Below are 22,744 nucleotides of genomic sequence, written 5' to 3' on the forward strand. Positions count from 1 at the left end.
TAGGTTAAGGATTTAGATTGTTGGGCGGAGGGGGCCCGCCTAATTAAAATTTTAAACTATTGGATTCTTCAAAATTAACCGTTTTCAGTATTCTGTAGCTAGTAGTATTTCGTTCGTTTTCATTTGGGATGTGGGAATTGTTTCCAATTTTTCATTGGACGGTTTTTCAATAGAATGTTTATAATAAGTATGGTTACAACCTATACAGATGTTTGGCTCTTATAAAATTTCTATAAGTTTTTGATTGAAATGGCTCTTTTAGGGTATGTGTCGTAATTTCTTATCGAGGGGAGAAAATGCCTTATCTTTGTAAATATTTCGATTAAGATGTATGGATATGGATGGTTCATTTTCCAATAGTAGTTTCCGATTAATTTTGTTTAAGGTTTTATTATCCGGATTACTCGTTTTGGTTTCTGGACAGTTTGCCTTTTCCCAACAATTAAAGCAGGTAGGCAAAAATCCTATTACTTTTTTGCAAACCCATTCCGGAGCAAAAGGTATTGTTGTTTTGTTTTTGGATCCGGAATGCCCGATGTGTCAGAAATATGCGCATACTTATAACCATCTGACGGACCTGGTTGATAGTTTAAAGGAGGTTACATTCATTGGGGTTTTTCCAGGGATAAAATACAATGAGACCAAAATTCTTCCGTATCTGAAACGAAATAAGCTCAAAATGCAAGTTTTTATTGATCCTGATTTGGTCCTAACTACCTATTTAAAAGCAAGTATTACACCAGAGGTATTTATCCTAGATAAATCTAATTCAATTATTTATCAAGGATTGGTTGATAATTGGTTTTATTCGCTTGGAAGGAGGAGAAGTAAGGCTACTGAATTGTATTTGGAAGATAATCTAAGAAACTTTGTAAAAGATATTCCGCTTAAGTACCAAACTACCCGGGCCATGGGCTGCTTTATTCGATAAACCATGTGGAAAAAGGTAACTATACTAATTTTTTTATTAAGCTTTGGTTTAATATCTTTTTCTCAAACTAAGCATGTTACTTACTGGGGCCAGGTAAGATCAATACTTGATAAGCATTGCACGCTATGTCATTTTGAAAATGGATTTAGTCCATTTGCTTTAACTGATTATTTCTCAGCACAGAAAAGGGCCAATTTTATTTTAAACGTGGTAGAGAATAGAATTATGCCACCTTGGGCTGCAGATACTTCCTATCGCTGCTTTATTAACCAAAATGTATTAAGCAAGCAGGAGATTGAAACCTTTAGAAAGTGGATTCAGAATGGATGTGAAGAAGGTAAACGTCAGGAAGTAAAGAAGAATATAGTTAAAGCCCAACCATATACATTGGATACTACCTGGACTTTGCCAATGGTTAGACCTTATACGGTAAAGGATCTAAATAAGGATATATTTAAGCGATTTTATGTTCAAACCAAGTTTAATCGAGATGTTTATGCTTCAAGGTTTGAATGGAAACCGGGTAATAGAAACATTGTGCATCATACCGAAGTTTTCTTTGATTCCATTGGTATGGAAATTCCTGATTTAAGGATAGCAGGAAATGAGCAAATTCCCGGTCAAAACTATGAGGGAAGAATACCGGGATTAACCACCTACTCTTACCTTACAGGTTGGTTACCAGGTGAATTATTTGAAGAATTTCCAAAAGGCATTTGTGCTAAAATTCCAAAGGGTTCCAGTATGTTTTATTTAATGCATTATGCCGCAACTCCTATTGAGGAAACCGATTCAACTGTATTTTATATCCATGAATCAAAATCCATAAAAAATGCCAGGATTTGTAAGACTATTGATGTGCACGGACATCGAGATTTGGTTAAAGGTAGTTTCTACTTGCCGGCTGATTCTGTAATAACCTTGCATTGCAAGAAAGTAATAAAAGAAAAGATATCGGCTTTTAGTTTATTGGTTCACGCTCACCATTTGGCTCAATCCATGTTAGCCTATGTCGTTACTCCGGCCAAGGATACCATTCCTTTGTTACATATTCCTAAGTGGGATTTTAACTGGCAGTTTATTTATAAATTTAAGAAGTTTGAAATAATTCCATCGGGGTCTGTGATTCATTACTTCGTTACCTATGACAATACCTCCCAAAATCCTGAAAATCCTCATGTTCCGCCTAAGGATACGCATTATTCATTTGAGGCAGATCAGGAAATGATGGAGTTGTTTTTATACCATGTTCCTTATCAGGAAGGGGATGAAAAACTTCCAATTGAATACCCTTCCGATTAATTTGTCATCCGTTAGCCTTTTCCGAGTATAATTTGAATTCGTATTCAGAATGAAAAAAATTGTAGCCATATTCTTTCTCACCTTAAGCCTTGGATTACTCTTCCGTTTTTTGCAATCTATTGGAGAAAATAGGCTTAAAATGGGGGAACTTCCTACTAATGCCAAAGTTTTTGAACTTGGCCGTAGGTTGTTTTATGACCCCATACTCTCAGGGAATAAACAAGTATCCTGTTCTTCTTGCCATATTCAGGAATTTGCGTTTTCGGATACAGCTAAACTAAGCAAGGGAATAAATGGACAAACCATTACCAGGCATTCGATGCCTTTGGCAAATTTGAAACATAATAAATTCTTTTTTTGGGATGGTCGGGTGAAAAAGTTAGAAGATCAGGTTTTTATCCCAATTCGACATCCCAAAGAGATGGGTGGTAACCTGGAAACCATTGTCAACCGCCTGAATGCCGATCCAGTTTATAAGCGATTATTTCACGATGCCTTTGGTACTGATTTGGTAGATACCTTACAAATAAAGGCTTCTTTAGTATGTTTTATTGAAGCACTTGAATCTAAATCTTCTCCAATGGATAGGGTTTTTCAGGATCCTAAAAACCGGGTAATTGATGAACATCGTTCCGGTTCCAGTGTTCAAAGTGATTTTGAAGTGATGGTGAACCTCTTTGAGCGCAGTTTAAATTCGAAAGAATTGTTTTTAATGAATGCCTTTAAATCTTCGGAAAAAAAAATAGCCTATTCTGAACGTTCCTTACACGTGTATACCGTTTGTATTCAGTGTCATGATAAGAATTTTATGGGCGACGAGGGTCAGATGAAATGCAATGGATTGGATTCGGTTTCCAAAGATTTAGGATTAGGGGCAATTACCAAAAATGAGAAGGATATTGGGAAGTTTAAAGTACCGAGCTTTCGAAATTTATTTAAAACACCCCCTTATATGCACGATGGAAGGTATAAAACCATTGATGAAGTAATAGACCATTACAGCACAGGAATTGAAAATCATCCTAATCTGGATCCAATTTTAAAGGAGAATGGAAAGCCTATTCGATTTAACCTTACACCACAAGAAAAGGAAGAATTGAAAGGCTTTTTATTGCTAACCGAAGATACTGCCTTTATTCATAACAAAGCATTTAGTAATCCTTTTTTGCCTTAGGTTAAATTGCTTGCCTAGATTTGAATTTGAAGGGTGTTTTTTTGAATAATTAAGTTGGTTTGGCTTTTTCATAGCTTTTTCCTTCAACCCTTGCATTACCTTTGCCCGGTATTTTAAACAACTCCCATTTTTCTAGCATTTATTCGCATGAAATTAGTAAACCCCTCCACAGAAGCCATTCTAAAAGAAGTAATTGAAGATACCACATCCGGTATTGAAGCCAAGTTTAAATTATTAAAATCCTTTCAACCAAATTGGAAGGGTACTCCTATACAGGAACGTATCTCCATCATACAAAAGTTTTACGATTTGTTGGAACTTGAAAAGGAATCCTTGGCTAACGATTTGAGTTCGGAGGTGGGTAAGCCGGTTTGGCAATCACTCAATGAAGTAAACGGTGCCAAAGCAAGGATTAAGTTTTTTATTGAAAATTCTGAAAAATATTTAGCCGAAGAATGGATAACACCGGAGGGTGGTACCCGAGAGAAAATTGTTTATGAGCCATTGGGGGTAATTGCTAATATTTCTGCCTGGAATTATCCGTATTTGGTTGGAGTAAATGTGTTTATTCCTGCTTTAATTGCAGGTAACACCGTTATGTATAAACCTTCTGAATTTTCAACCCTAACCGGACTTAATATTGCCCGATTGTTTAAAAAAGCCGGCTTGCCTGACAGTGCATTTCAAATTGCTATTGGTGCAAAAGAAGTTGGGGAAACTCTTCTTAACTTGCCTTTCAATGGTTATTTCTTCACCGGAAGCTATAGAACAGGAAAGTATATTTACGAACGTGTAGCTCCTAAAATGGTTCCTTGTCAATTGGAATTGGGTGGTAAAGATCCATTATATGTTGCAGATGATATTTCTAACCTTAACAATACCGTAGAAGCAGTTTTGGAAGGAGTGGTTTATAACACCGGGCAAAGTTGTTGTGCAGTAGAAAGGGTTTATGTTCATGAAAAAATATATGATGACTTTGTTTCTGAATTTAAAAAGCAAGCTTCAGCCCTGAAAGTTGGTGGTCCGGAGGATGGAAAGATGGATGTGGGGCCTCTTACACGCAAAGATCAAGTTGATTTTCTAGAGTTTCAGGTAAAAGATGCCTTGGATAAAGGTGCCAATATTTTGGTTGGAGGAAATAGAATAAACCGAAAAGGCTATTTCTTTGAACCAACAGTTTTAACGGAAGTAAACCATCAGATGAGTGTAATGATGGAGGAAAGTTTTGGTCCTATTATCGGAATTCAAAAGGTAAAAGATGATTCCGAAGCCATTGCCCTCATGGAAGATACCAATTATGGTTTAACCTCAGCGGTTTATTCTTCCAGTGCTGAAAGGGCACAAGCCATTATGGAGAAAATGAATAGCGGAACAGTTTATTGGAATTGTTGTGATCGGGTTAGCGCAGGTTTACCCTGGAGCGGTCGCAAAAACTCCGGAATCGGTGCCACCTTGTCGCACATAGGCATTCGTGCTTTTACTCATCCTAAAGCCTATCATTTAAGAGGATAAAAAAAATTTTAGGAAAGTGTAAATTGAATGATTTTTCATCTATTTTTGCACTCCCAAAATCGAACGATTGAGGGCAAAATTCCTCCTTAGCTCAGTTGGTTAGAGCATCTGACTGTTAATCAGAGGGTCGCTGGTTCAAGTCCAGCAGGGGGAGCAAAAGGTCAACTGAAAAGTTGGCCTTTTTTGTTTTTATACATTCTGTTTCCCTTCTATATTCTGTTTTTCCGGTAATTCTTTCCGTATTTCTTGTCATTGATTTTGTGTTTTATATCACTTGCAACACAATAAAATATACAACCTATAATATTCCCCTGCATTTACAAATGAATCATTTTCTCCCAAAATTGTCAATAGAAATTTTAAACTACGTTTCGAGACAAGTGATAGGATGGTTTTCAAGTAATCTTTACCGAGAGAACATTATGTAATATCAATTTATATTTTAGTTTTCTTATGTAAAATTGTTATAACATAATGTATCCTCGGCATATTCCTAAGTTTGAAAGAATACCGAGAGTACAAAATGTAAGTCCTATTAAGAGTTAATATTTCTTGTAAAGTAGGACTAACATTTTGTTTCCTCGGCACTAACTAACACTAGCTCGGGATTAACCCAAATCATCCCACATCCCATCGCGCTTGTCATTTGTTCACTTCGTTTCAAATGACAATTTTGGGTTTATCTTGTTTCCTTATTTGATACTTTTGGACTCCTTGAGCTACGAGAGTTTTCATACAATTTGCATTGTGGGCGCCGGACCGGGTGGTACATATACGGCATTGCAATTGGCAAAACTAGGTATTCCTTGCACCCTCATTGATAAGGCCATATTTCCTCGCGACAAGGTTTGCGGTGAATCTATTCCTTCGGTGGCCATTAAAAGCCTGCACCGACTTAATCCTGCCATACTTGACGAACCTGAATTTCGCTCGGCAAAACAAATTATTTCAGGGGTAAATCTGTACGCTCCAAACGGCAAAAAAATATATATACCTTTTAACTCCAAATCCAACGAATTGCTGGGCCTTGATTCCTGTATAGGAATTCGAAGATTGGATTTTGATCAGGTGTTGATGCGGTTTGCTAAAAGAGAGAAATGCATCACGGTAATGGAGGAAACAGAGGTGAAAAGGGTAGAAAAGGTAGCAAATGGCTTTAAGCTTTTTAATCAACTCGATGAGCCTTTACTAAACACCAATATGTTGGTGGTGGCCAATGGGTTTAATTCGAATTTAACTCGTCAATTAACCAATTGGAACCTCGATAAAGGTGAAAATGCCTCGGGTATTGCCAGTTATTTTACACAGGTTGAAGGTATTTCCAACACCGGATTAGCTGAATGTTACGTGCTTTCCGGTTTGCAATCCGGTGGACTTTATATTCAACCGGTAGGAAACGGGGTGGTTAATGTCAATATTTCAATTCACAACGACGTACGTAAAAAGTATGGGGTTAATATCAGAAAGGTATTAGATGAAGCCATTCAATCTCAGCCGGTTTTGAAAAAGCGGTTTGAACATGCTGTAGAAATTCGTAAACCATTGGGGCATGGCTACCATTTAGGAATTGAAAAACGTCCGGTTTGTGGCGACCATTTCCTCCTGGTGGGTGATGCCGCCGGTTTTAATGATGCTTTAACCGCGAATGGAATTGGGCATGCTATGAAAAGTGCCGAAGTGGCAGCCAATCATATTGCTAAAGCATATTCCAAAAATGATTTTTCTCAAACCATGTTATTTCCTTACCAGACCGAGGTTTATAACCTGTTTTCTTCCGTTCGGATTACCGGTAAAGTTGGTTCCTGGGCTATGAAATATCCGAGTTTTATCTTTTTTATAATGAATACTTTTTTTGGTTATAAATGGATTGAGGAATTGGCTTTTGAGGTCATGTACACAAAATATCCGGTGGTTTTAGTGGTTAAAATGCCGGTTCGTTGGTTGGGGCGTTGGTTGAGAAAATTAGTTTCTTAGTTTTTTATTTGGCGGGTCCCCTCGCATTAAATTTTCACTTTTCCCAAATTTTTGTTAGGCTCGGGTCGGGCTATCGGCCATACTCCTCGTCCCACTTGCTAAAGCTGCGTGGTCCTGTGGGGTATTTGCCTCTATCCCTACCCGGCGCTTCGAACAAAAATTTGAGCAATCCCGAGTATTAGCATTTCAAACCACCGCACCTACCTGAAAAATTCAAGGAAACATGTATTTTCTTATTTTCGCCGCATGTCAAAACCAAGGGTGCTTCGTATTGCCAACCGCTTTAATATTGGTGGCCCAACTTTTAATGTTGCCTACCTAACCAGGTATCTGGAAAACTACGAAACGCTGCTCATCGGAGGCAGTTTAGATGAAGGTGAAGATAGTTCGGATTATATCCTAACCAACCTCGGTTTGCATCCAACCATAGTTCCTGAAATGAAAAGAGAAATTGATCCCAAAATGGATTGGAAAGCTTATTGGAGGGTTAGGGAAATAATTCGGGAATTTAAACCTCATATCGTTCATACCCATGCCTCCAAGCCAGGGGCAATTGGTCGTTTAGCTGCTATCCATGAAGGTGTACCGGTGGTTTTGCATACGTTTCATGGACATGTGTTTCATTCCTATTTTGGAAAGGCTAAAACACAGTTCTACAAGACCATTGAACGTTACTTAGCCAATCGATCAACCCGGGTCATTGCCATTAGCGAATGCCAGGCTAATGAGCTTAGTGAAGAACACGCCATTTGTTCGAAAAGCAAAATTGCTATAGTTCCTTTAGGTTTCGATTTAACCAAGTTCAATGATCACACCGAGGCCAAGCGCCTGGCCTTTCGTCAAGAATATGGATTAGAAGACAATACCATTGCAATATGTATTGTTGGCCGCCTTGTTCCTATTAAAAATCATGGATTTCTGATAAAGGTTATTCAGAAATTAAAAGAACAAACCAATCATCCCTTTAAACTTTTTATTGTGGGAGATGGAGAAGAAAGGACAGCTATTGAGAACCTGATTCTAGATGCCGGATTAAGTTATTCCAATGAAAAAATCAACACGGCAGATATCACCTTTACCTCTTGGATTAAGGATGTAGATTGGGTTTATGCCGGTTGCGACATTGTTACCTTATGTTCGTTAAATGAAGGCACTCCGGTAAGTTTAATAGAAGCCCAGGCTGCCGGTATTCCAATTGTTTCGACCAAGGTTGGAGGAATTAAGAACGTGGTAAAAGAACAAGTTACTGCCTTGTTAACAGAACCTGGCGACTTAGAAGGTTTTACTTCCCATTTAAAGCAATTGGTTGAAAATGAAAGTAAACGACTGGAATTGTCGGAGCATGGCTGGGATTTTGTTAAGGACAATTTTCATTATACCCGCCTGGTAAAGGACATGGACCGCTTATATGCACAATTGCTGGAGGAGAAGGGTGTAGCTACAAAGAGATGAACCTTTCTAAGCTAAACCCGATAGCAGTGGAAATTCATTGAAAGGCTTAGTGTGTTGGCAATGAATTGGAACGGATAGCGGGGCAGGTGATTGGTTGGAAGTTGAACCATCGTTTCCAAAAATAAACAAAAGGAATCAATCTCTTAACGTTTTATTCATTTTTACTATATTCACCCCGAGTAATTACCCTGCATGAAATCAATTTACAAAGCACTTTTTTTGGCTTTTTTGGCCATGATTTTTTCGAATGTTCAATCTCAAACGGCTGATTTTGAGTCTAGGCGACAAGCTTATTTGGCTGCCGGGCTTGCCGGAGATTCAACAGCGATAACGGTTCAAGCATATTTAGGACAGGCAGTAAATATGAATGAGGTAAACCATTTATTGTCCGGAATAACTTCTAACGAAAACATTGATTTCTTTTTAGTGAAGTTAATTCGGGTTTTGTATTTGACCAATGGAGAATATGATTCGGCCATATTGCCGGTCATTAATTCGATTCCTTATTGGTTGCACGATGGGGAAACAACCAGGCAATATTGGTCTGAAAATCATATGTGTATGTGGATGAGTTCGGATTGGTTAATGCATGAAAAATATGGAAAACCGATAGATGATCGTTTGTATGGGCGCTTGAAGCATTTTTTAGAACTAAAGATTCAATATGGGTTTTATGAGTTTTATTCATCTACTTATCTTCCTTATTGTCTTTCGGGGCTATTGAATTTATCGGATTATGCCCAGGATTCAACTTTGAAGAGTTTATCGGGTCAGGCTGCAAAGCGATTACTGAGTGAGATTTTGATGTTAACCAATGATCAGGGTGTATATTTTCCGGCTGCCGGACGCAATTATTATGGAAAGTATAAATCGGCTTGGGGTCAAAATCACAGTCATTTAATCTATTTATTGACTGGTATGGGGCCTATTCCAGATGGGGTAAGTCATTCAGGCGGTTTTTTAGCAACCAGCAGTTTGGTGGTTGATGAGGTTATTCAGAGTTGGACACCCCAGTTGGATGTTGTTAATTCCATTGGTCATACCCTTCAGGATGGAATTGGAATTAATTCTGTACTTTCCTTTGCTGATCGGGTCATGTTTCAATGGAGTTCCGGGGCCTATTTTCATCCGGATATTGCTATAGAAACGGCTACATTGGTGAATGATTCCAATTTATGGGGACATACGGAGTTTTTACCATTTGCTCAGTTTCAGGATTTGCCGGTAGAGCAGGCTCCATTTTTGGCCAATATTGCAAGTTCTATATCCAAGAGTTCGGTTATTTGTGGACAGGATGTAGCAGTTTTTAAACATGGATCTATTACCCTTTCATCGGTTCAAGATTTTTGGAAGGGGAAGCAAGGTTATCAGGTAATGCCATGTGTGGCAAATATTGGTCGTTCGGCTGTTTTAACGGCCTCAGGTAAGGTAGAAGCTGATTGGGAAGATAGGATGGATAGGACTTCGAACAATGATTTACCTTATGTGGAACAAAAGCACAATGTTGCTTTGTTGATGTATAGACCTGAAACTCAAGGCTTGGCAGCATTTAATGATACCAATCCGGAAGTATCCGTTTTTTGGCCGTCGGCAGAGTTGGATGAGGAGCGCCAGGATAGTTTGTGGATATTGGGTAGGCAAGATGGGAATTATGTAGCGGTAAGGAGAGGTTGCTATGGAGAAACGTTGGGAATATCCACTTGCTTTAATCCGGATGCTCAGACCTGGGTAATAGTAGTAGGAGATTCGGCAATGTATGGCAGTTTTGATCAATTTGAAAATTTGGTACAGCAAAGTTTGGTAAACGAATCGTGGTATTACGATCCGGTTGATTCGCAATGGGTGTATTCCGCAAGTGTGCAGTTTGACACCACCTTCATTTCTTATGACTGGAGAGGAGATTATGGACCTTTATTAGGTGTAAATTGGAAAGGAGAGGATAGGATGTGGCAGGTATTTCCCAATCCCGGAACCGAGGAGTTGCATATGAAATTACCGGAGCACTCGGAGGTTTTAACAGTTAGAGTAAGTGATGCACTAGGGAGAGTGTTGTTTCAAGAGCAAATTTTGCAGCACCAAAGAATTGTAAGTATTCCGGCCAGTTCATGGCCAGAAGCTAGCTATTTTATAACTTTTTCAGGAGCAGGAGAGAGCCTAGTTAAAAAGTGGGTAAAAGTTAATCCATAAATTTTACTTAAAAGATTATAAAAGTGGTTGCAGACAGGGGTTTGCATCCACTTTTTTTGTATTTATGCTGCCCAATCAAAATCATTTCATGAAGACCTTTTTAAGTCTACTAGCCAGCCTAGTAATTACCTTTAATTCCCTAGCTTTTCAAAATGTACCTGAAAAGTACCTGGTGAGTACCACCCTTGTAAAAAGTCATACCAAAAAGAGTATCAAGGAATTATGGAAAAAGAAGCATATTCCGGCTATTGCTTTGCCTGTCAATTGTGGAGTAGATATTTATGAGATTATTTACAAAGCGCCTTGGATTGACAGTACAACCTGGATAAATTGCTCGGGTATAGTTTATATACCAAAGGTTGAAGGAAAGAAGGTGCCAACGGTTATGTTTGGTCATGGAACGGAGATTAGAAAGGGTAGAAATATAACGGATGATGATGCACAGCAGAATATTTGTTTGGGATTTGCCACAGATAGGTATTTGGCTTTGTACCCGGATTATTATGGTATTGGAAAGGGGGATGGTCAGCATTTATATCAACATGCCTGGAGTGAAGGCATGGCTTTTTTATATATGCTTTATGCAGTGGAAGAGTTAAAGCAACAACTGCAAATTCAAACCAATGGTCAATTGTTTTTAACCGGTTATTCCCAAGGTGGTCATGCATCCATGGCTGCTCATAAATATATTGAGTTAGCAAAGGATCCAAGGTTTGTAGTTACAGCGTCTTCACCTATGTCTGGTGCGTATGACATGACAGGGGAGCAATCTAAATATATGTTCCAGGAATATCCAAGGCCATTTTATTTACCATATTTATTAATTAGCTATCAAAAGGCCTACAATATTTTAGATTCGTCAGATCCTTTCAGCGTTTTTAAGGCACCTTATGATACCTTGCTTCCTAATTTTTTTGGGGAAGAAAGGAATAAGTCTTATTCAGAGTTGGACAAAATAATGCCCAAGATTCCAAAGGATATAGTTAGAGACGATTATATTCATAATTACGTAAATGATCCTTGTTTTTCATTTAGACTAAGGTTAGAAGAGAACAATTTGACCCAATGGAAACCAGAAGCCCCGGTTCAATTATGCTATTGTAAAGGTGATAAAGAGGTGAATTACAAAAATTCAGAAGTGGCCTATGCAGGGATGAGAAGCATGGGTGCTCCGAAGGTTAAGTTAGATAATGAGAGTGATTATTTGGATCATAATACATGTGCAGCTTTTACGGTATTAGCCTCCAAGAACTTTTTTGATCGATATAAAAAACATGGGAAAAACCCAAAGATGAAAAATATACCGGCTTTCAAAAGGTGGATTGTGAATATGGTAAAAAGAAAGGTTGAAAAGCAGTTTAAAGAATCAGGAAAAGATAGAGCGTATATTTAATGCTTTTTCAAAGGGCTAAAATTTGAATGGCTTTGGAATTAATTTAGGAATTAGATAAGGATGTTTACAAGCAATTAAGCTTTGTTGGAATGGATATTCTTTTTTTGTGAAACCAACCTGGAATTCTTAGATTCAGGGTTGAAACTACTTAATAAGGAAGCGGCAAGGACAGTTTAAAAGCTAAATTTGGAGAAATTTTGAATTTAAAAGAAGTAGTCTAGCACAAAACTGGATTACATTTGCCTCATGATTTCGACCAATAAACCTACCATTCCGGCAACTCCGACAGGAACCCAATTAAATTGTAAGGGATGGGTTCAAGAAGCGGCCTTACGTATGTTACACAATAATTTAGATCCTGCTGTTGCAGAGCGTCCGGAGGATTTAATAGTATATGGTGGAACAGGAAAGGCGGCAAGAAACCATGATGCATTTCAGTTAATAGTAAAGTCTCTAAAAGAACTCAATGAAGATGAGACCTTACTTGTCCAAAGCGGAAAGCCGGTAGGAATATTGCCAACGCACAAGGATGCGCCAAGAGTAATTATTTCTAACTCCATGTTAGTACCACATTGGGCAACTTGGGAGAATTTCAGGGAGTTGGAGCAAAAGGGATTAACCATGTATGGACAAATGACAGCCGGGTCGTGGATTTATATAGGTTCTCAAGGAATAGTTCAAGGCACTTATGAAACTTTTGGAGAAGTTGCAAGGAAACATTTTGGGGGCAGCTTAAAAGGAACCCTATCTGTAACAGCAGGACTAGGAGGAATGGGAGGAGCACAGCCATTAGCGGTTACGATGAATGAAGGAGTATGCCTGGCCGCTGAAATGGAGGAATGGAGAATTTTGAAACGACTTGAAACCCGTTATTGTGATGAAATTTCTTACAGTATAGATGCTGCGATTGATAAGGCTTTAGAGTATAAGAAGGAAGGGATTAATAAAAGCATTGGAGTGGTATGTAATGCTGTAGATTTGTTGCAAAGACTCGTTGATCGGAACATAGTTCCGGATGTGTTAACCGATCAAACCTCATCGCACGATGAATTGGTGGGGTATTTTCCACAAAATTGGAGTGTAGAAGAAGCGAAAGTCCTTAGGGAGACAAATCCGAATGAATATATTAGGTTAAGCAAAGAAACCATGTGCAAGCATATTGAATTGATGCTTGAGTTACAAAAACGGGGAGCCATTACCTTTGATTATGGAAACAATTTAAGGGGTCAGGCATTTGCGGAAGGAGTGAAAAATGCATTTGATTTTCCAGGATTTGTTCCAGCATACATCAGACCATTATTTTGTGAAGGCAAAGGGCCATTTAGATGGGCTGCATTGAGTGGAGATCCACAGGATATTTATGAAACTGATAAATTAATTTTGGAATTATTTCCTGAAAATGAGGGCTTAAGACGTTGGATAACCATGGCTCAGGAACGAATTGCATTTCAGGGATTACCGGCAAGGATTTGTTGGTTAGGAATGGGTGAACGAGAAAAAGCCGGTTTGGCCTTTAACGAATTAGTTAAATCGGGAAAGGTTAAAGCACCAATTGTTATCGGAAGGGATCATTTGGATACCGGTTCTGTTGCATCTCCTAATCGGGAAACAGAATCAATGAAAGATGGTTCAGATGCCATTGCCGATTGGCCAATATTAAATGCATTAATTAATACAGCAGGGGGGGCAAGTTGGGTTTCATTGCATCATGGTGGAGGAGTTGGAATTGGTTATTCGATTCATGCAGGGATGGTTATTGTTGCGGATGGAACTGATGATGCTGCACGAAGGCTTAAACGAGTATTGAATAATGATCCGGCGATGGGAGTTATCAGGCATGCTGATGCCGGTTATGACATAGCTTTGGATACTGCCCGAAAATTCAGATTAAACTTACAATAAATGAAGATTTTAGTAAATCGCTCCAGATTTTTATGGAGCGGTTTTCTTCTATTGGGTTTTTTTATACTTCTCAATAGGTTTCTATTTCTGATTGGGACAGAAGAGGTAACAGGAAAGGCTATCTTTGTTTTGTATAATGGTCAGCACTATCGTTTAGTAGAATTTTCCGTAAAGAATCAACCTTATTATATTGAATGGGACTCTGATCATGGAGTAAAGTATAAGGATGAATTACCGATACGATATAAAACTGGAAATCCGGATGATGCCAGAATTTTCACATTTTGGGGATTTTGGATGGTACCTGTATTTTATTCTCTTGCTGTGGTAATTGTTTTTGTACCAATAACCATTGTGTTTTTTGAAAATCACCGTACTTTTTTATTGGATTTTTCAAAATTGAAGAGAAAGTCAGATGAAAAGTCCAAGGATTTTGATAGGAGGGATTCTGAAGAGCGCGGAATTTTCAAAAACTAAGTTAATTAGGAAGGATTTAGAGCTAAAAAAATGTTAAGCACCAAAGTTTAATACATAAATGGATGAACTATGTTTCTATTTTTGCCCAAAATCAAATTGCCTATGTTGAATAAATTGACTTTTCTGTTTTTGATTGTATTAGGTTTTTCTGCGCAAGCAGCAGACGGGTATAAGATTAAGTGTAAAATTAAGGGAGCAAATGATTCTACCTGTTATTTAGCCTATTATTTTGGGGATAAACAGTATTTGAAAGATACTGCCAAGGCCGATGCAATGGGGAATTTGGAATTTAGTGGGGCGGAGAAATTACCTGGTGGTATTTATTTGGTGGTAGTTCCGAAAAAGAGGTATTTTGAAATAATTGTTGACAAGGAGCAAAACTTTTCTCTGGAAACAGATACAGCAGATTTTGCTCAAAACATGCATTTCAAAGGCACTAAAGAGAATGAAGTTTTTTATTCGTATTTACGATTCATTACCCAAAAGTCAAAAGATATTGAGCCATTGAGAGAGCAACTAAAGAAGGTAAGTGAGAAAGGCGATTCGGCTAAAAACATTAAAGCACAGATGGGAGAGATTGATAAACAGGTTAAAGAATATAAATTGAAGTTTATAGAGGATCATCCGGAAATGATGTTGTCAAAGGTTTTTAAGGCATCTCAAGAGCCTGAAGTGCCTGAAAATCCTAATAAGGATGATCAAACCTTTGCTTACAGATATTATAAAGCCCATTATTTTGATGGTGTTGATTTTACGGATGATAGATTGTTGCGTTCTCCGGTATTTGCTAATAAGGTTAAATATTACATGGATAAGTTGGTGGTACAGTCTCCCGACTCTTTAAATAAAGATGCTGAATATTTGGTGGAAAAAGGAAGGCCTAATAAAGAGGTATTTAAGTACTTGGTTTATTGGTTGACCAATACCTATGAGACTTCTAATTTAATGGGTGCTGACGCCATCTTTGTAAACATGGTTAAAAAGTATTATAAAACCGGTCAGGCATTTTGGGTAAATGATACAGTTTTGAAGAAGATTGTAGATAGAGCTGATCAGCTTGATAAGATTCTTATTGGTAAAACAGCCCCTGATTTATTGGTTCAGGATACCCTTTTAGCAAATTTTTCATTGAGCAAGTTTAATGCAAAGTATACCATTTTATATTTTTGGGATCCGGATTGTGGGCATTGTAAAAAAATCACTCCCAAGGTTTTAGAATTTTACAATGAGTACAAATCGAAGGGAGTAGAAGTATTTGCTGTTTGTACCAATTTTGGAGAGACAATGGATTTGTGGAAGAAAGGAATTAAGGAAATGAAATTGAACTGGTTTAATGTGGCGGATTTATTTAATAAGACAGGCTATAAAAAGACTTATGATATTTACAGTACTCCCGTAATTTACTTGTTAGATAAGGATAAAAAGATTTTAGCAAAACGAATTGGCGCAGAGGATTTAAAACCATTTATAGATAGACTGCTAAAAGAAACGAAATAACATACGAACGAAAGAAACTCCCATTATCTTTGCCCTATGGTTTCAAAACGCACTTTGTTTTATATATCAGCTATACTGCTGGCAGCCGTTTCAAGGTTACTTCCGCATTTCCCAAACTTTTCGCCAATTGGAGCATTAGCTCTATTTGGTGGTGCAATGTTTTCAAATCGCTTGATGGGATTTATTGCACCTTTAGCAGCTATGGTACTTTCAGACTTATTTTTAGGATTTCATGAAACCATTGGGTCGGTTTATTTAAGTTTCGCATTAACTGTGTTTATTGGTTATGGAATTGGAAATGAAACATCTAAAAGGACCTATTTAAAAGTGTTATTTGCTCCTGTGGCATCCTCCATTTTGTTTTTTATTCTAACGAACTTGCATATGTGGTTTTTATTTTATTCCAGAGATTTGCAAGGATTGATTACATGTTTTACTGCTGCGATTCCATTTTATTCAAATACCTTGGTAAGTGATATGTTTTATACTTACTTACTATTTGGAAGCTATTTTTTGGTTGGACAGAAATTACCATCCTTGGTTAAGGCCTAACGTGGATGAAACCTTATGTTATTGTAGGTACAGTTGGAGGGCTGATTGGAATAGTATTTAAATTATTCCTTTTTTTTACGGATCGGTTTAATTTTAATAGTTTGGCCTTTTCTAACTTAATGGAGTTAGGGATTGTGGCCTTGGTCCCAATATTTGCTAGTGTATATCAATTTAAGTTCGATTATCAGTTGCTTTTTTGGGAAAGGGTTAGGCCTATTATAGGTTCTTCAATTGTTTCAACACTTTGGTTTTCTATTTTTGCTTATGCTTATTTTGGTTTAATAAATCCGGAGTTTGGCGCTCATTTTGTCATGGAAAATGAAGCATTGATTCACAAAAATGCTCCGGATCCTCAGCAGTTTAAGAAGATGGTTGATTTTTATTTGAATCATTTTCAACCAATAAATCAAGCGACATCTGCTGCCTTTGGAATGATGTTCGTTGGGATGGTTTTTTCATTTATTTCCGCTGCTATTTCAGGGTTAATTAAACGTTCATAGAATCTTTCATTCTATTTTTTTTGGAGCCCAATTCTTTATAAAATTGAGGATTATTTTTAATCCGTTTAAATACACGTTGTATGAAGTTACTTCTGTTTTTATTTCTTTTCACTACTGGAGGAAAGGAACCGATAGATAAAGCATCTGATGATTCTTTAGCAAATAATCTTCAAACCACTGAAGGAATGCAGGGAATATTGGAATTAAATAATGTTCCTCATATGTTTATGGGATTTCCAATTGAAAAGGCAAAGGAAATTCGTATGAAACGATTAGAAATGGCGGAAGCATTAAAGAATTATGCTTCAATTTCCAATTTTGCCAATGACCTTGGATTAATATTAACCAAACAAAAGGAGTATAATAAGGCTTTGAAATATTTTAATCAAAGTATGGATGCCTATACTAAACTCGGAAATGATAGGGGAAGGGCCAAGGTGTTTTTAGAAACAGGTTATCTGTATCAATTAAAAAATGAGCCTCTTAAAGCGTTGAAGCAATTCGAGAGTGCACTAGGTATATATGAATCAGAAAATAATAAAAAGGGAAAAGCCTTTGCACATTCCTTTATGGGACAATGTCAAACAAGTATTAATCAACTTTCAGAAGCAAAACGACATTTGGACTTAGCAGTAAGGTTGTTTGAGGAATCCGGTGATAAATTGGAAGTTGCAAATACCTACGATAAAATTGGTGATATGGAATTGGTTGCCAATCGTGTTGAAAATGCATTAGCTTGGTATGATAAATCTTTAGAATTAAGAAATAACAATGGTAGATTGACAAAGACTACTGCAATACCATTAAGGAAAAAGGCAAGGGCTTATTATTCAAAAGGTGATTTGACCAATGCCTATAAATATGCCGAGGCTAGCTTACAAATAGAGCGTGACGAAAAAACCGCAAAATTAAAAGAAGAGGTTTTTAAAAAGATGGGCAAAAGTGAGAAAGCCATTATTGCTCAAACCTTATCAGATGTTTCTGCTTTAAAAGATTCTTTGCATAAGGCTCAAAAGGCAAATGAAATAATGAATATGAAAATGATGCAGGAGGTGAATAGAAAGGAAGCGGAGTTAAAGAAAATGATAGAAGAAAGAAATGAGCAGTATCGACAATTTACGGCCAAGGAGCTTGAAATGGCAAAAGTTAGGACTGAAATAGAATTGGAGAAAATTAAAAAGGAACAAGATTTAATGACTGTTTCTGCATCCAAAGATTCGTTGGAGGCCATTTCGAAAGAGCTAGAGCGTCAAACAATTTTGCTTGAAAATGAAAAAATTCAACGTGATGCAGCCCTAACAGAGAAAGAGTTAAGTTTGGAGAAAGAATCAAATAAGCGAAATATCTTACTAGCAGGTTTGATTTTTTTAGGTCTTATTATTTTGTTTTTTTATGGAAGAGCAGTTTATAAGCAAAGGTCTTTAGATAAAGTTAACAAAGCGTATACAGAGCTTAGACAATCAAACAAGGAGCTAATAGAAACCAGAGACAAGTTAATTGAATCGGAAAAGTTTAAACAACAGTTTTTAGCAAATATGAGTCATGAAATTCGTACTCCAATGAATGCTGTTGTTGGAATGACCAATTTGTTGTTAAACACTAAATTAGATGAGCAGCAAGGAAAGTATTTGGCGGCAATTAAGCAAAGTGCTAATAATTTATTGGTAATCATCAATGATATTTTAGATCTATCAAAAATTGAAGCAGGCAAAATGGAATTGGAAAAGGTCAATATATGCTTGCCTGAAGCAGTTGAGAATGTTTGGAATATATTGCGATTTAGAGCAGAGGAGAAGGGGTTAGATTTTAGATTGGAATTTAAGCCGGAGGTTCCCAAGTTTGTAATGGGTGATGAAACTAGGTTAAACCAAATTTTAATAAATTTAGCGGGGAATGCTATTAAATTTACCGAGAAGGGAAGCGTAAGAATTTTGGTTGAAAGCCAAGGTGTTGAAGGTGAAATTCATAAGGTTAGGTTTTCAGTTATTGATAGTGGTATTGGTATTGCCTCTGATAAACTTGATAAGATTTTTGAAAGTTTTAGTCAAGCTTCATCTGATACAAGCCGCAAATTTGGAGGTACAGGATTGGGGTTAACTATTTCTAAGCATTTGGTTGAGTTACATGGTGGAAATTTACAAGTAACAAGTGAATTTGGAAAGGGAAGTACTTTCTTTTTTGTAGTACCTTACCAATTAGGCAAAGAGCAAAAAACAAAAATTGTTGTAGATGAAGAAAAGTTAAATTTAGACCGTCCACTGAAAATTTTATTGGCAGAGGATAATGAATTTAATCAAATAGTTGCAATGGATACCTTAGAGGAGATATTTCCCGGGATTCAGGTAGAACTTGCAGAAAATGGCAAAATTGCATTAGAAAAATTAGATGCAAAGGAATATGATTTGGTTTTAATGGACATCCAAATGCCAGAAATGGATGGAATGACTGCAACCAAAACGATACGTGAAGTTTTTCCCTCGCCGAGAAATAAAATGAAAATTTGTGCCATGACTGCAAGTGTAACCAGGCAGGAGGTAGAAGAGTTTTTTGCCAATGGATTAGATGATTTTCTAGCTAAGCCTTTTGAACCAAGTGAGTTAAAAAGAAAAATAGTTAAGCTTGTTAATTTAAGTTTAGCCGAAGGGATAAGCAAAGGATAATGTCAACAGGAATGCTATTTCAATATGCGGGGATGTTGCTATTTCCATTTATTATAATGGAGTTAGTAAAACGCAATAAAATTGCCGGGATATTAGGCCCTGTGGCATTAAGCTATGTATTTGGTTTTTTATATTCTCAATTATTTAGTCAATTTTTTTTCTCTGAAGTATCCAAGAATCTGGTGGATTTTTCGGTGCCGGTTGCCATTGCTTTGCTTTTGTTTTCTACTGATTTTGTTTCATGGCTTAAATATGCTAGAAAAGCCATGTTGTCATTTGGATTGCAAATAGTTAGTGTTGTATTTTGTTCTTTTATTGCCTATTTGGTTTTTAAAGGGTCGCATCCCGAATTGTGGAAAATTGCCGGAATGTTCACGGGTGTTTACATTGGAGGTACTCCAAATTTAATTGCTATTGGACGAATGACTGAAGCAAGTGAACAAACCATGGTTGTTGCTCAAGCAAGTGATGTGTTTAATAGTGGAATCTATTTTTTATTATTGCTTACGGTAGCACAACGATTTTTGCTTCAGTTTCTTCCCAGTTTTTTTCCTATGAAGGATAATCCCAGAGATGAAACCTTTCACTATGGAAGAATTGGTTTAGAATTGTCTTTCGGTCAAACAGTAAAACGTTTAATTGTTTCGTTTGGCCTGGCTCTTCTTGTTTTTGGTAGTTCAATTGGAATTTCTTTTTTGGTAGCAGGCGGAATAGAAATGATTCCTGTTTTATTATCAGTTTCTACTCTTTCAATCGCACTTTCATTTATAAAATCCGTAAGAGAATTACCAAAGACCTATGAATTTGGGGAGTATTTTATTTGTGTTTTTTGCTTAGGGCTGGGAAGTCAAACTAGATTTGATGAATTGATTTCAGGAAATATTTCTATTTTCCAGTTCGACACTATGGTTATATGGACTAGTATTGGATTCCATTTTTTCTTGTCTCGAATTTTCAAGATAGATGCTGATACAACTTTAATAACTTCTACCGCTGGGATTTTTGGCCCTCATTTTATAGGTCCTGTTGCCAGTGTTTTGAAGAATAAGCAAATTGTGGTTTCAGGAATTACTACAGGTTTGGTAGGATTTGCACTGGCAAATTACGTTGGATTAGCATTAAGTTATATACTACATTCATTTGGTTAAAAAGTAGGATTCGATGAATGTATAAACTTTAATTGCAGATGAAGGTTTTAGCTGTACTTTTGTTCAGTACAAGAATGTCCAAGTTTCTCCGAATTTTTGTTTTTTTTGGTATTTTTTGGAGTTTAGGTAATAAGTCCTTCTCCCAGGTTAATGCTGCATTTTCCGCCGACCAAACAAGTGGTTGTGGGACCTTTCTGGTTCATTTTACAAACCTTAGTACCGGTTCCGGTACTTTAAGCTATTTATGGGATTTTGGGAATGGTAATGTGTCTACATCTCCCAATCCATCTGCACTTTATAGCGTACCCGGGACTTATACCGTAATTTTGAATGTTTCGAATGGGATTAATGCTGACCAAGAGGTTCAAGTAAATTATATAACGGTATTCACATTGCCTCAACCAAATTTTACAGCAACTCCAACAGCAGGTTGTCCTCCACTTGATGTTGATTTTTTGAATAGTTCTACCATAGGTTCGGCCATTGTTGATAGTGTAATTTGGGATTTTGGTGATGGTAACATTTCATCCGGATTAAATCCAAGTCATACCTATACTCAGCCTGGAAATTATACTGTTTCTATGTTAGTGGTAGATCAGAATGGTTGTTCTGCCAACCAATCTTTCCCGGCATCTATTCAAGTGAATAATAATGCTCCGGTTGCAGGATTTGTTGCCAATGATACCGTACTTTGTTCTGCACCTTTTAATGTACAATTTACAAATCAAACAACTGGTTCCGGTGTTACAACCTATTTTTGGGATTTTGGCGATGGAACTACTTCTACCCAATCCAATCCCAATCATACTTTTGCCTCATCTGGAAATTATTCTGTAAGTCTTACTGCAACCTATACTACAGGTTGTGGAGATACTGAATCAAAAACCAATTATATAACTGCTGTAGGAAATTTAAATTCTAATTTTATTGCAGATGATACCACCGTTTGTGCAGGTGTTGCTATTCATTTTACCAATGTAACCGTTCCTATACCCAGTTCGGTTGTTTGGGATTTTGGTGATGGAACTACATCCACCTTACCCAATCCCGTTCATTCATATTCAAATCCCGGCAGTTATTCTGTAACATTAACAAATAGGTATGATGCAAGTTGTGTGGACCAAATAACCAAACCCGGTTACATTTTTGTTTCTGAGAGTCCTGTTGCAAGTTTTACCGCTGATATTACTCATTCTTGTGCGCCGCCTCTCACTGTAAATTATACAAATCAAAGTACAGGTACCGGTCCTTTAAGCTTTCAATGGAATCTAGGAAATGGAGTTTCTAACGTTCAAGACCCAACGAGAATATATAATACTTCAGGTGTATTTGATGTTCAATTAATAGTTACAAATCCTATTGGATGTAAGGATACCTTGTTGTTAGATAATTACATTGTAACCAGAGGCCCGGTTGCTAACCTTTCTGTTAGTAGCTACTATCCTTGTATTCCTGTTTCTGTTAGCTTTACTGATCAAAGTAGTGGACCTTTCCCTATTTCAACCTGGAATTGGAATTTTGGAGATGGGACAAACAGTTCAGTTCAAAATCCTGGACATACTTACGGGTTACCTGGAAGTTATCAAATTAGTTTAGATGTAACGGATTCTCAAGGTTGTAATGCGACCTATACATATCCAACATTAATAAGTTCTTACACTAAACCTGTGGCCAATTTTGCTACTGCTGATAATTCTATTTGCGCTGGAACTTCTGCTCAGTTTACAGATCTGTCCACGGGTGCTAATCAATGGATTTGGAGTTTGGATGGAATCGTGATATCTAATTTGCAGAATCCTTTGCTGGGTTTGGATGATACAGGGTATGTTAGCGTAGGCTTAATTGCTGGAAACAATGGTTGTTATGATACTTTATCCAGGGATTCATTTCTCTATTTGCTTGCCCCGGTCAATCGTTTTACTTATAGCAAGGATTGCACGGCACCTTTGACAGTTTTTTACAATGATACTTCAATTTTACCTGATACCTATTTTTGGGATTTTGGAGATGGTGTCACGTCCACCTTGTCAGATCCTCATCATACCTATGCATCAACCGGGCAATATACGGTAATTCATACGGT

At 37.2% G+C, this 22,744-nt stretch carries 16 protein-coding genes and 1 tRNA gene; all 17 read left to right on the top strand.

The genetic code is table 11. The annotated features are described in order from the left end of the window. The first annotated feature begins 337 nt into the window (after positions 1-337). Complete coding sequence (locus tag K1X82_09430) at positions 338-931, top strand: redoxin family protein (protein MBX7182322.1); 594 nt, start codon at positions 338-340, stop codon at positions 929-931. Positions 932-934: 3 nt separating this feature from the next. Further along, positions 935-2,233, top strand: a complete 1,299-nt coding sequence (locus tag K1X82_09435) for a hypothetical protein (GenBank protein MBX7182323.1) — start codon at positions 935-937, stop codon at positions 2,231-2,233. Between the two features lie 49 nt (positions 2,234-2,282). After that, complete coding sequence (locus tag K1X82_09440) at positions 2,283-3,407, top strand: hypothetical protein (GenBank protein MBX7182324.1); 1,125 nt, start codon at positions 2,283-2,285, stop codon at positions 3,405-3,407. Between the two features lie 147 nt (positions 3,408-3,554). Then, positions 3,555-4,919, top strand: coding sequence for an aldehyde dehydrogenase family protein (locus K1X82_09445; protein ID MBX7182325.1), 1,365 nt, complete (start codon positions 3,555-3,557; stop codon positions 4,917-4,919). A gap of 80 nt (positions 4,920-4,999) precedes the next feature. Next, positions 5,000-5,073 (top strand) — tRNA-Asn (locus tag K1X82_09450). A 560-nt stretch (positions 5,074-5,633) separates the two neighbouring features. Then, on the top strand, positions 5,634-6,893 hold the full coding sequence (locus tag K1X82_09455; protein ID MBX7182326.1) for an NAD(P)/FAD-dependent oxidoreductase: 1,260 nt from the start codon (positions 5,634-5,636) through the stop codon (positions 6,891-6,893). A gap of 246 nt (positions 6,894-7,139) precedes the next feature. Continuing rightward, a complete protein-coding gene (locus K1X82_09460) occupies positions 7,140-8,345 on the top strand; it encodes a glycosyltransferase (GenBank protein ID MBX7182327.1) in 1,206 nt (401 codons plus the stop codon). A gap of 192 nt (positions 8,346-8,537) precedes the next feature. Next, on the top strand, positions 8,538-10,532 hold the full coding sequence (locus K1X82_09465; GenBank protein ID MBX7182328.1) for a T9SS type A sorting domain-containing protein: 1,995 nt from the start codon (positions 8,538-8,540) through the stop codon (positions 10,530-10,532). Between the two features lie 88 nt (positions 10,533-10,620). Continuing rightward, on the top strand, positions 10,621-11,925 hold the full coding sequence (locus K1X82_09470) for a hypothetical protein (protein MBX7182329.1): 1,305 nt from the start codon (positions 10,621-10,623) through the stop codon (positions 11,923-11,925). Positions 11,926-12,171: 246 nt separating this feature from the next. Continuing rightward, positions 12,172-13,827 (top strand): urocanate hydratase, encoded by a 1,656-nt coding sequence (gene hutU, locus K1X82_09475; protein ID MBX7182330.1) that lies wholly within the window; start codon positions 12,172-12,174, stop codon positions 13,825-13,827. Beyond that, positions 13,828-14,304 (top strand): hypothetical protein, encoded by a 477-nt coding sequence (locus K1X82_09480; protein MBX7182331.1) that lies wholly within the window; start codon positions 13,828-13,830, stop codon positions 14,302-14,304. It abuts the gene before it with no gap. Positions 14,305-14,406: 102 nt separating this feature from the next. Further along, on the top strand, positions 14,407-15,801 hold the full coding sequence (locus tag K1X82_09485; GenBank protein ID MBX7182332.1) for a DUF5106 domain-containing protein: 1,395 nt from the start codon (positions 14,407-14,409) through the stop codon (positions 15,799-15,801). Between the two features lie 36 nt (positions 15,802-15,837). After that, positions 15,838-16,353: a hypothetical protein gene (locus tag K1X82_09490; GenBank protein MBX7182333.1), complete on the top strand. Its 516-nt coding sequence runs from the start codon at positions 15,838-15,840 to the stop codon at positions 16,351-16,353. 5 nt (positions 16,354-16,358) lie between these two features. Beyond that, on the top strand, positions 16,359-16,853 hold the full coding sequence (locus K1X82_09495; GenBank protein ID MBX7182334.1) for a DUF4199 domain-containing protein: 495 nt from the start codon (positions 16,359-16,361) through the stop codon (positions 16,851-16,853). A gap of 437 nt (positions 16,854-17,290) precedes the next feature. Next, complete coding sequence (locus K1X82_09500) at positions 17,291-19,513, top strand: response regulator (protein ID MBX7182335.1); 2,223 nt, start codon at positions 17,291-17,293, stop codon at positions 19,511-19,513. Between the two features lie 56 nt (positions 19,514-19,569). Continuing rightward, entirely contained in the window at positions 19,570-20,661 is a 1,092-nt protein-coding gene (locus K1X82_09505) for a DUF819 family protein (protein MBX7182336.1), read from the top strand. A 74-nt stretch (positions 20,662-20,735) separates the two neighbouring features. Continuing rightward, positions 20,736-22,744 (top strand): PKD domain-containing protein (locus K1X82_09510; GenBank protein ID MBX7182337.1); only part of this gene is annotated, 2,009 nt, incomplete at its 3' end.

It is taken from the genome of Bacteroidia bacterium, from assembly GCA_019695265.1.
Taxonomy (GTDB): Bacteria; Bacteroidota; Bacteroidia; order JAIBAJ01; family JAIBAJ01; genus JAIBAJ01.

Excerpts from the sequence above, each read along its gene's own strand:
- K1X82_09505 (MBX7182336.1), top strand. The coding sequence starts at position 19,570 with ATGGAGTTAGTAAAACGCAATAAAATTGCCGGGATATTAGGCCCTGTG.
- K1X82_09445 (MBX7182325.1), top strand. The coding sequence starts at position 3,555 with ATGAAATTAGTAAACCCCTCCACAGAAGCCATTCTAAAAGAAGTAATT.
- K1X82_09430 (MBX7182322.1), top strand. The coding sequence starts at position 338 with ATGGATGGTTCATTTTCCAATAGTAGTTTCCGATTAATTTTGTTTAAG.
- K1X82_09460 (MBX7182327.1), top strand. The coding sequence starts at position 7,140 with ATGTCAAAACCAAGGGTGCTTCGTATTGCCAACCGCTTTAATATTGGT.
- hutU (MBX7182330.1), top strand. The coding sequence starts at position 12,172 with ATGATTTCGACCAATAAACCTACCATTCCGGCAACTCCGACAGGAACC.
- K1X82_09440 (MBX7182324.1), top strand. The coding sequence starts at position 2,283 with ATGAAAAAAATTGTAGCCATATTCTTTCTCACCTTAAGCCTTGGATTA.
- K1X82_09495 (MBX7182334.1), top strand. The coding sequence starts at position 16,359 with ATGAAACCTTATGTTATTGTAGGTACAGTTGGAGGGCTGATTGGAATA.
- K1X82_09470 (MBX7182329.1), top strand. The coding sequence starts at position 10,621 with ATGAAGACCTTTTTAAGTCTACTAGCCAGCCTAGTAATTACCTTTAAT.
- K1X82_09485 (MBX7182332.1), top strand. The coding sequence starts at position 14,407 with ATGTTGAATAAATTGACTTTTCTGTTTTTGATTGTATTAGGTTTTTCT.
- K1X82_09480 (MBX7182331.1), top strand. The coding sequence starts at position 13,828 with ATGAAGATTTTAGTAAATCGCTCCAGATTTTTATGGAGCGGTTTTCTT.
- K1X82_09435 (MBX7182323.1), top strand. The coding sequence starts at position 935 with ATGTGGAAAAAGGTAACTATACTAATTTTTTTATTAAGCTTTGGTTTA.
- K1X82_09490 (MBX7182333.1), top strand. The coding sequence starts at position 15,838 with ATGGTTTCAAAACGCACTTTGTTTTATATATCAGCTATACTGCTGGCA.
- K1X82_09465 (MBX7182328.1), top strand. The coding sequence starts at position 8,538 with ATGAAATCAATTTACAAAGCACTTTTTTTGGCTTTTTTGGCCATGATT.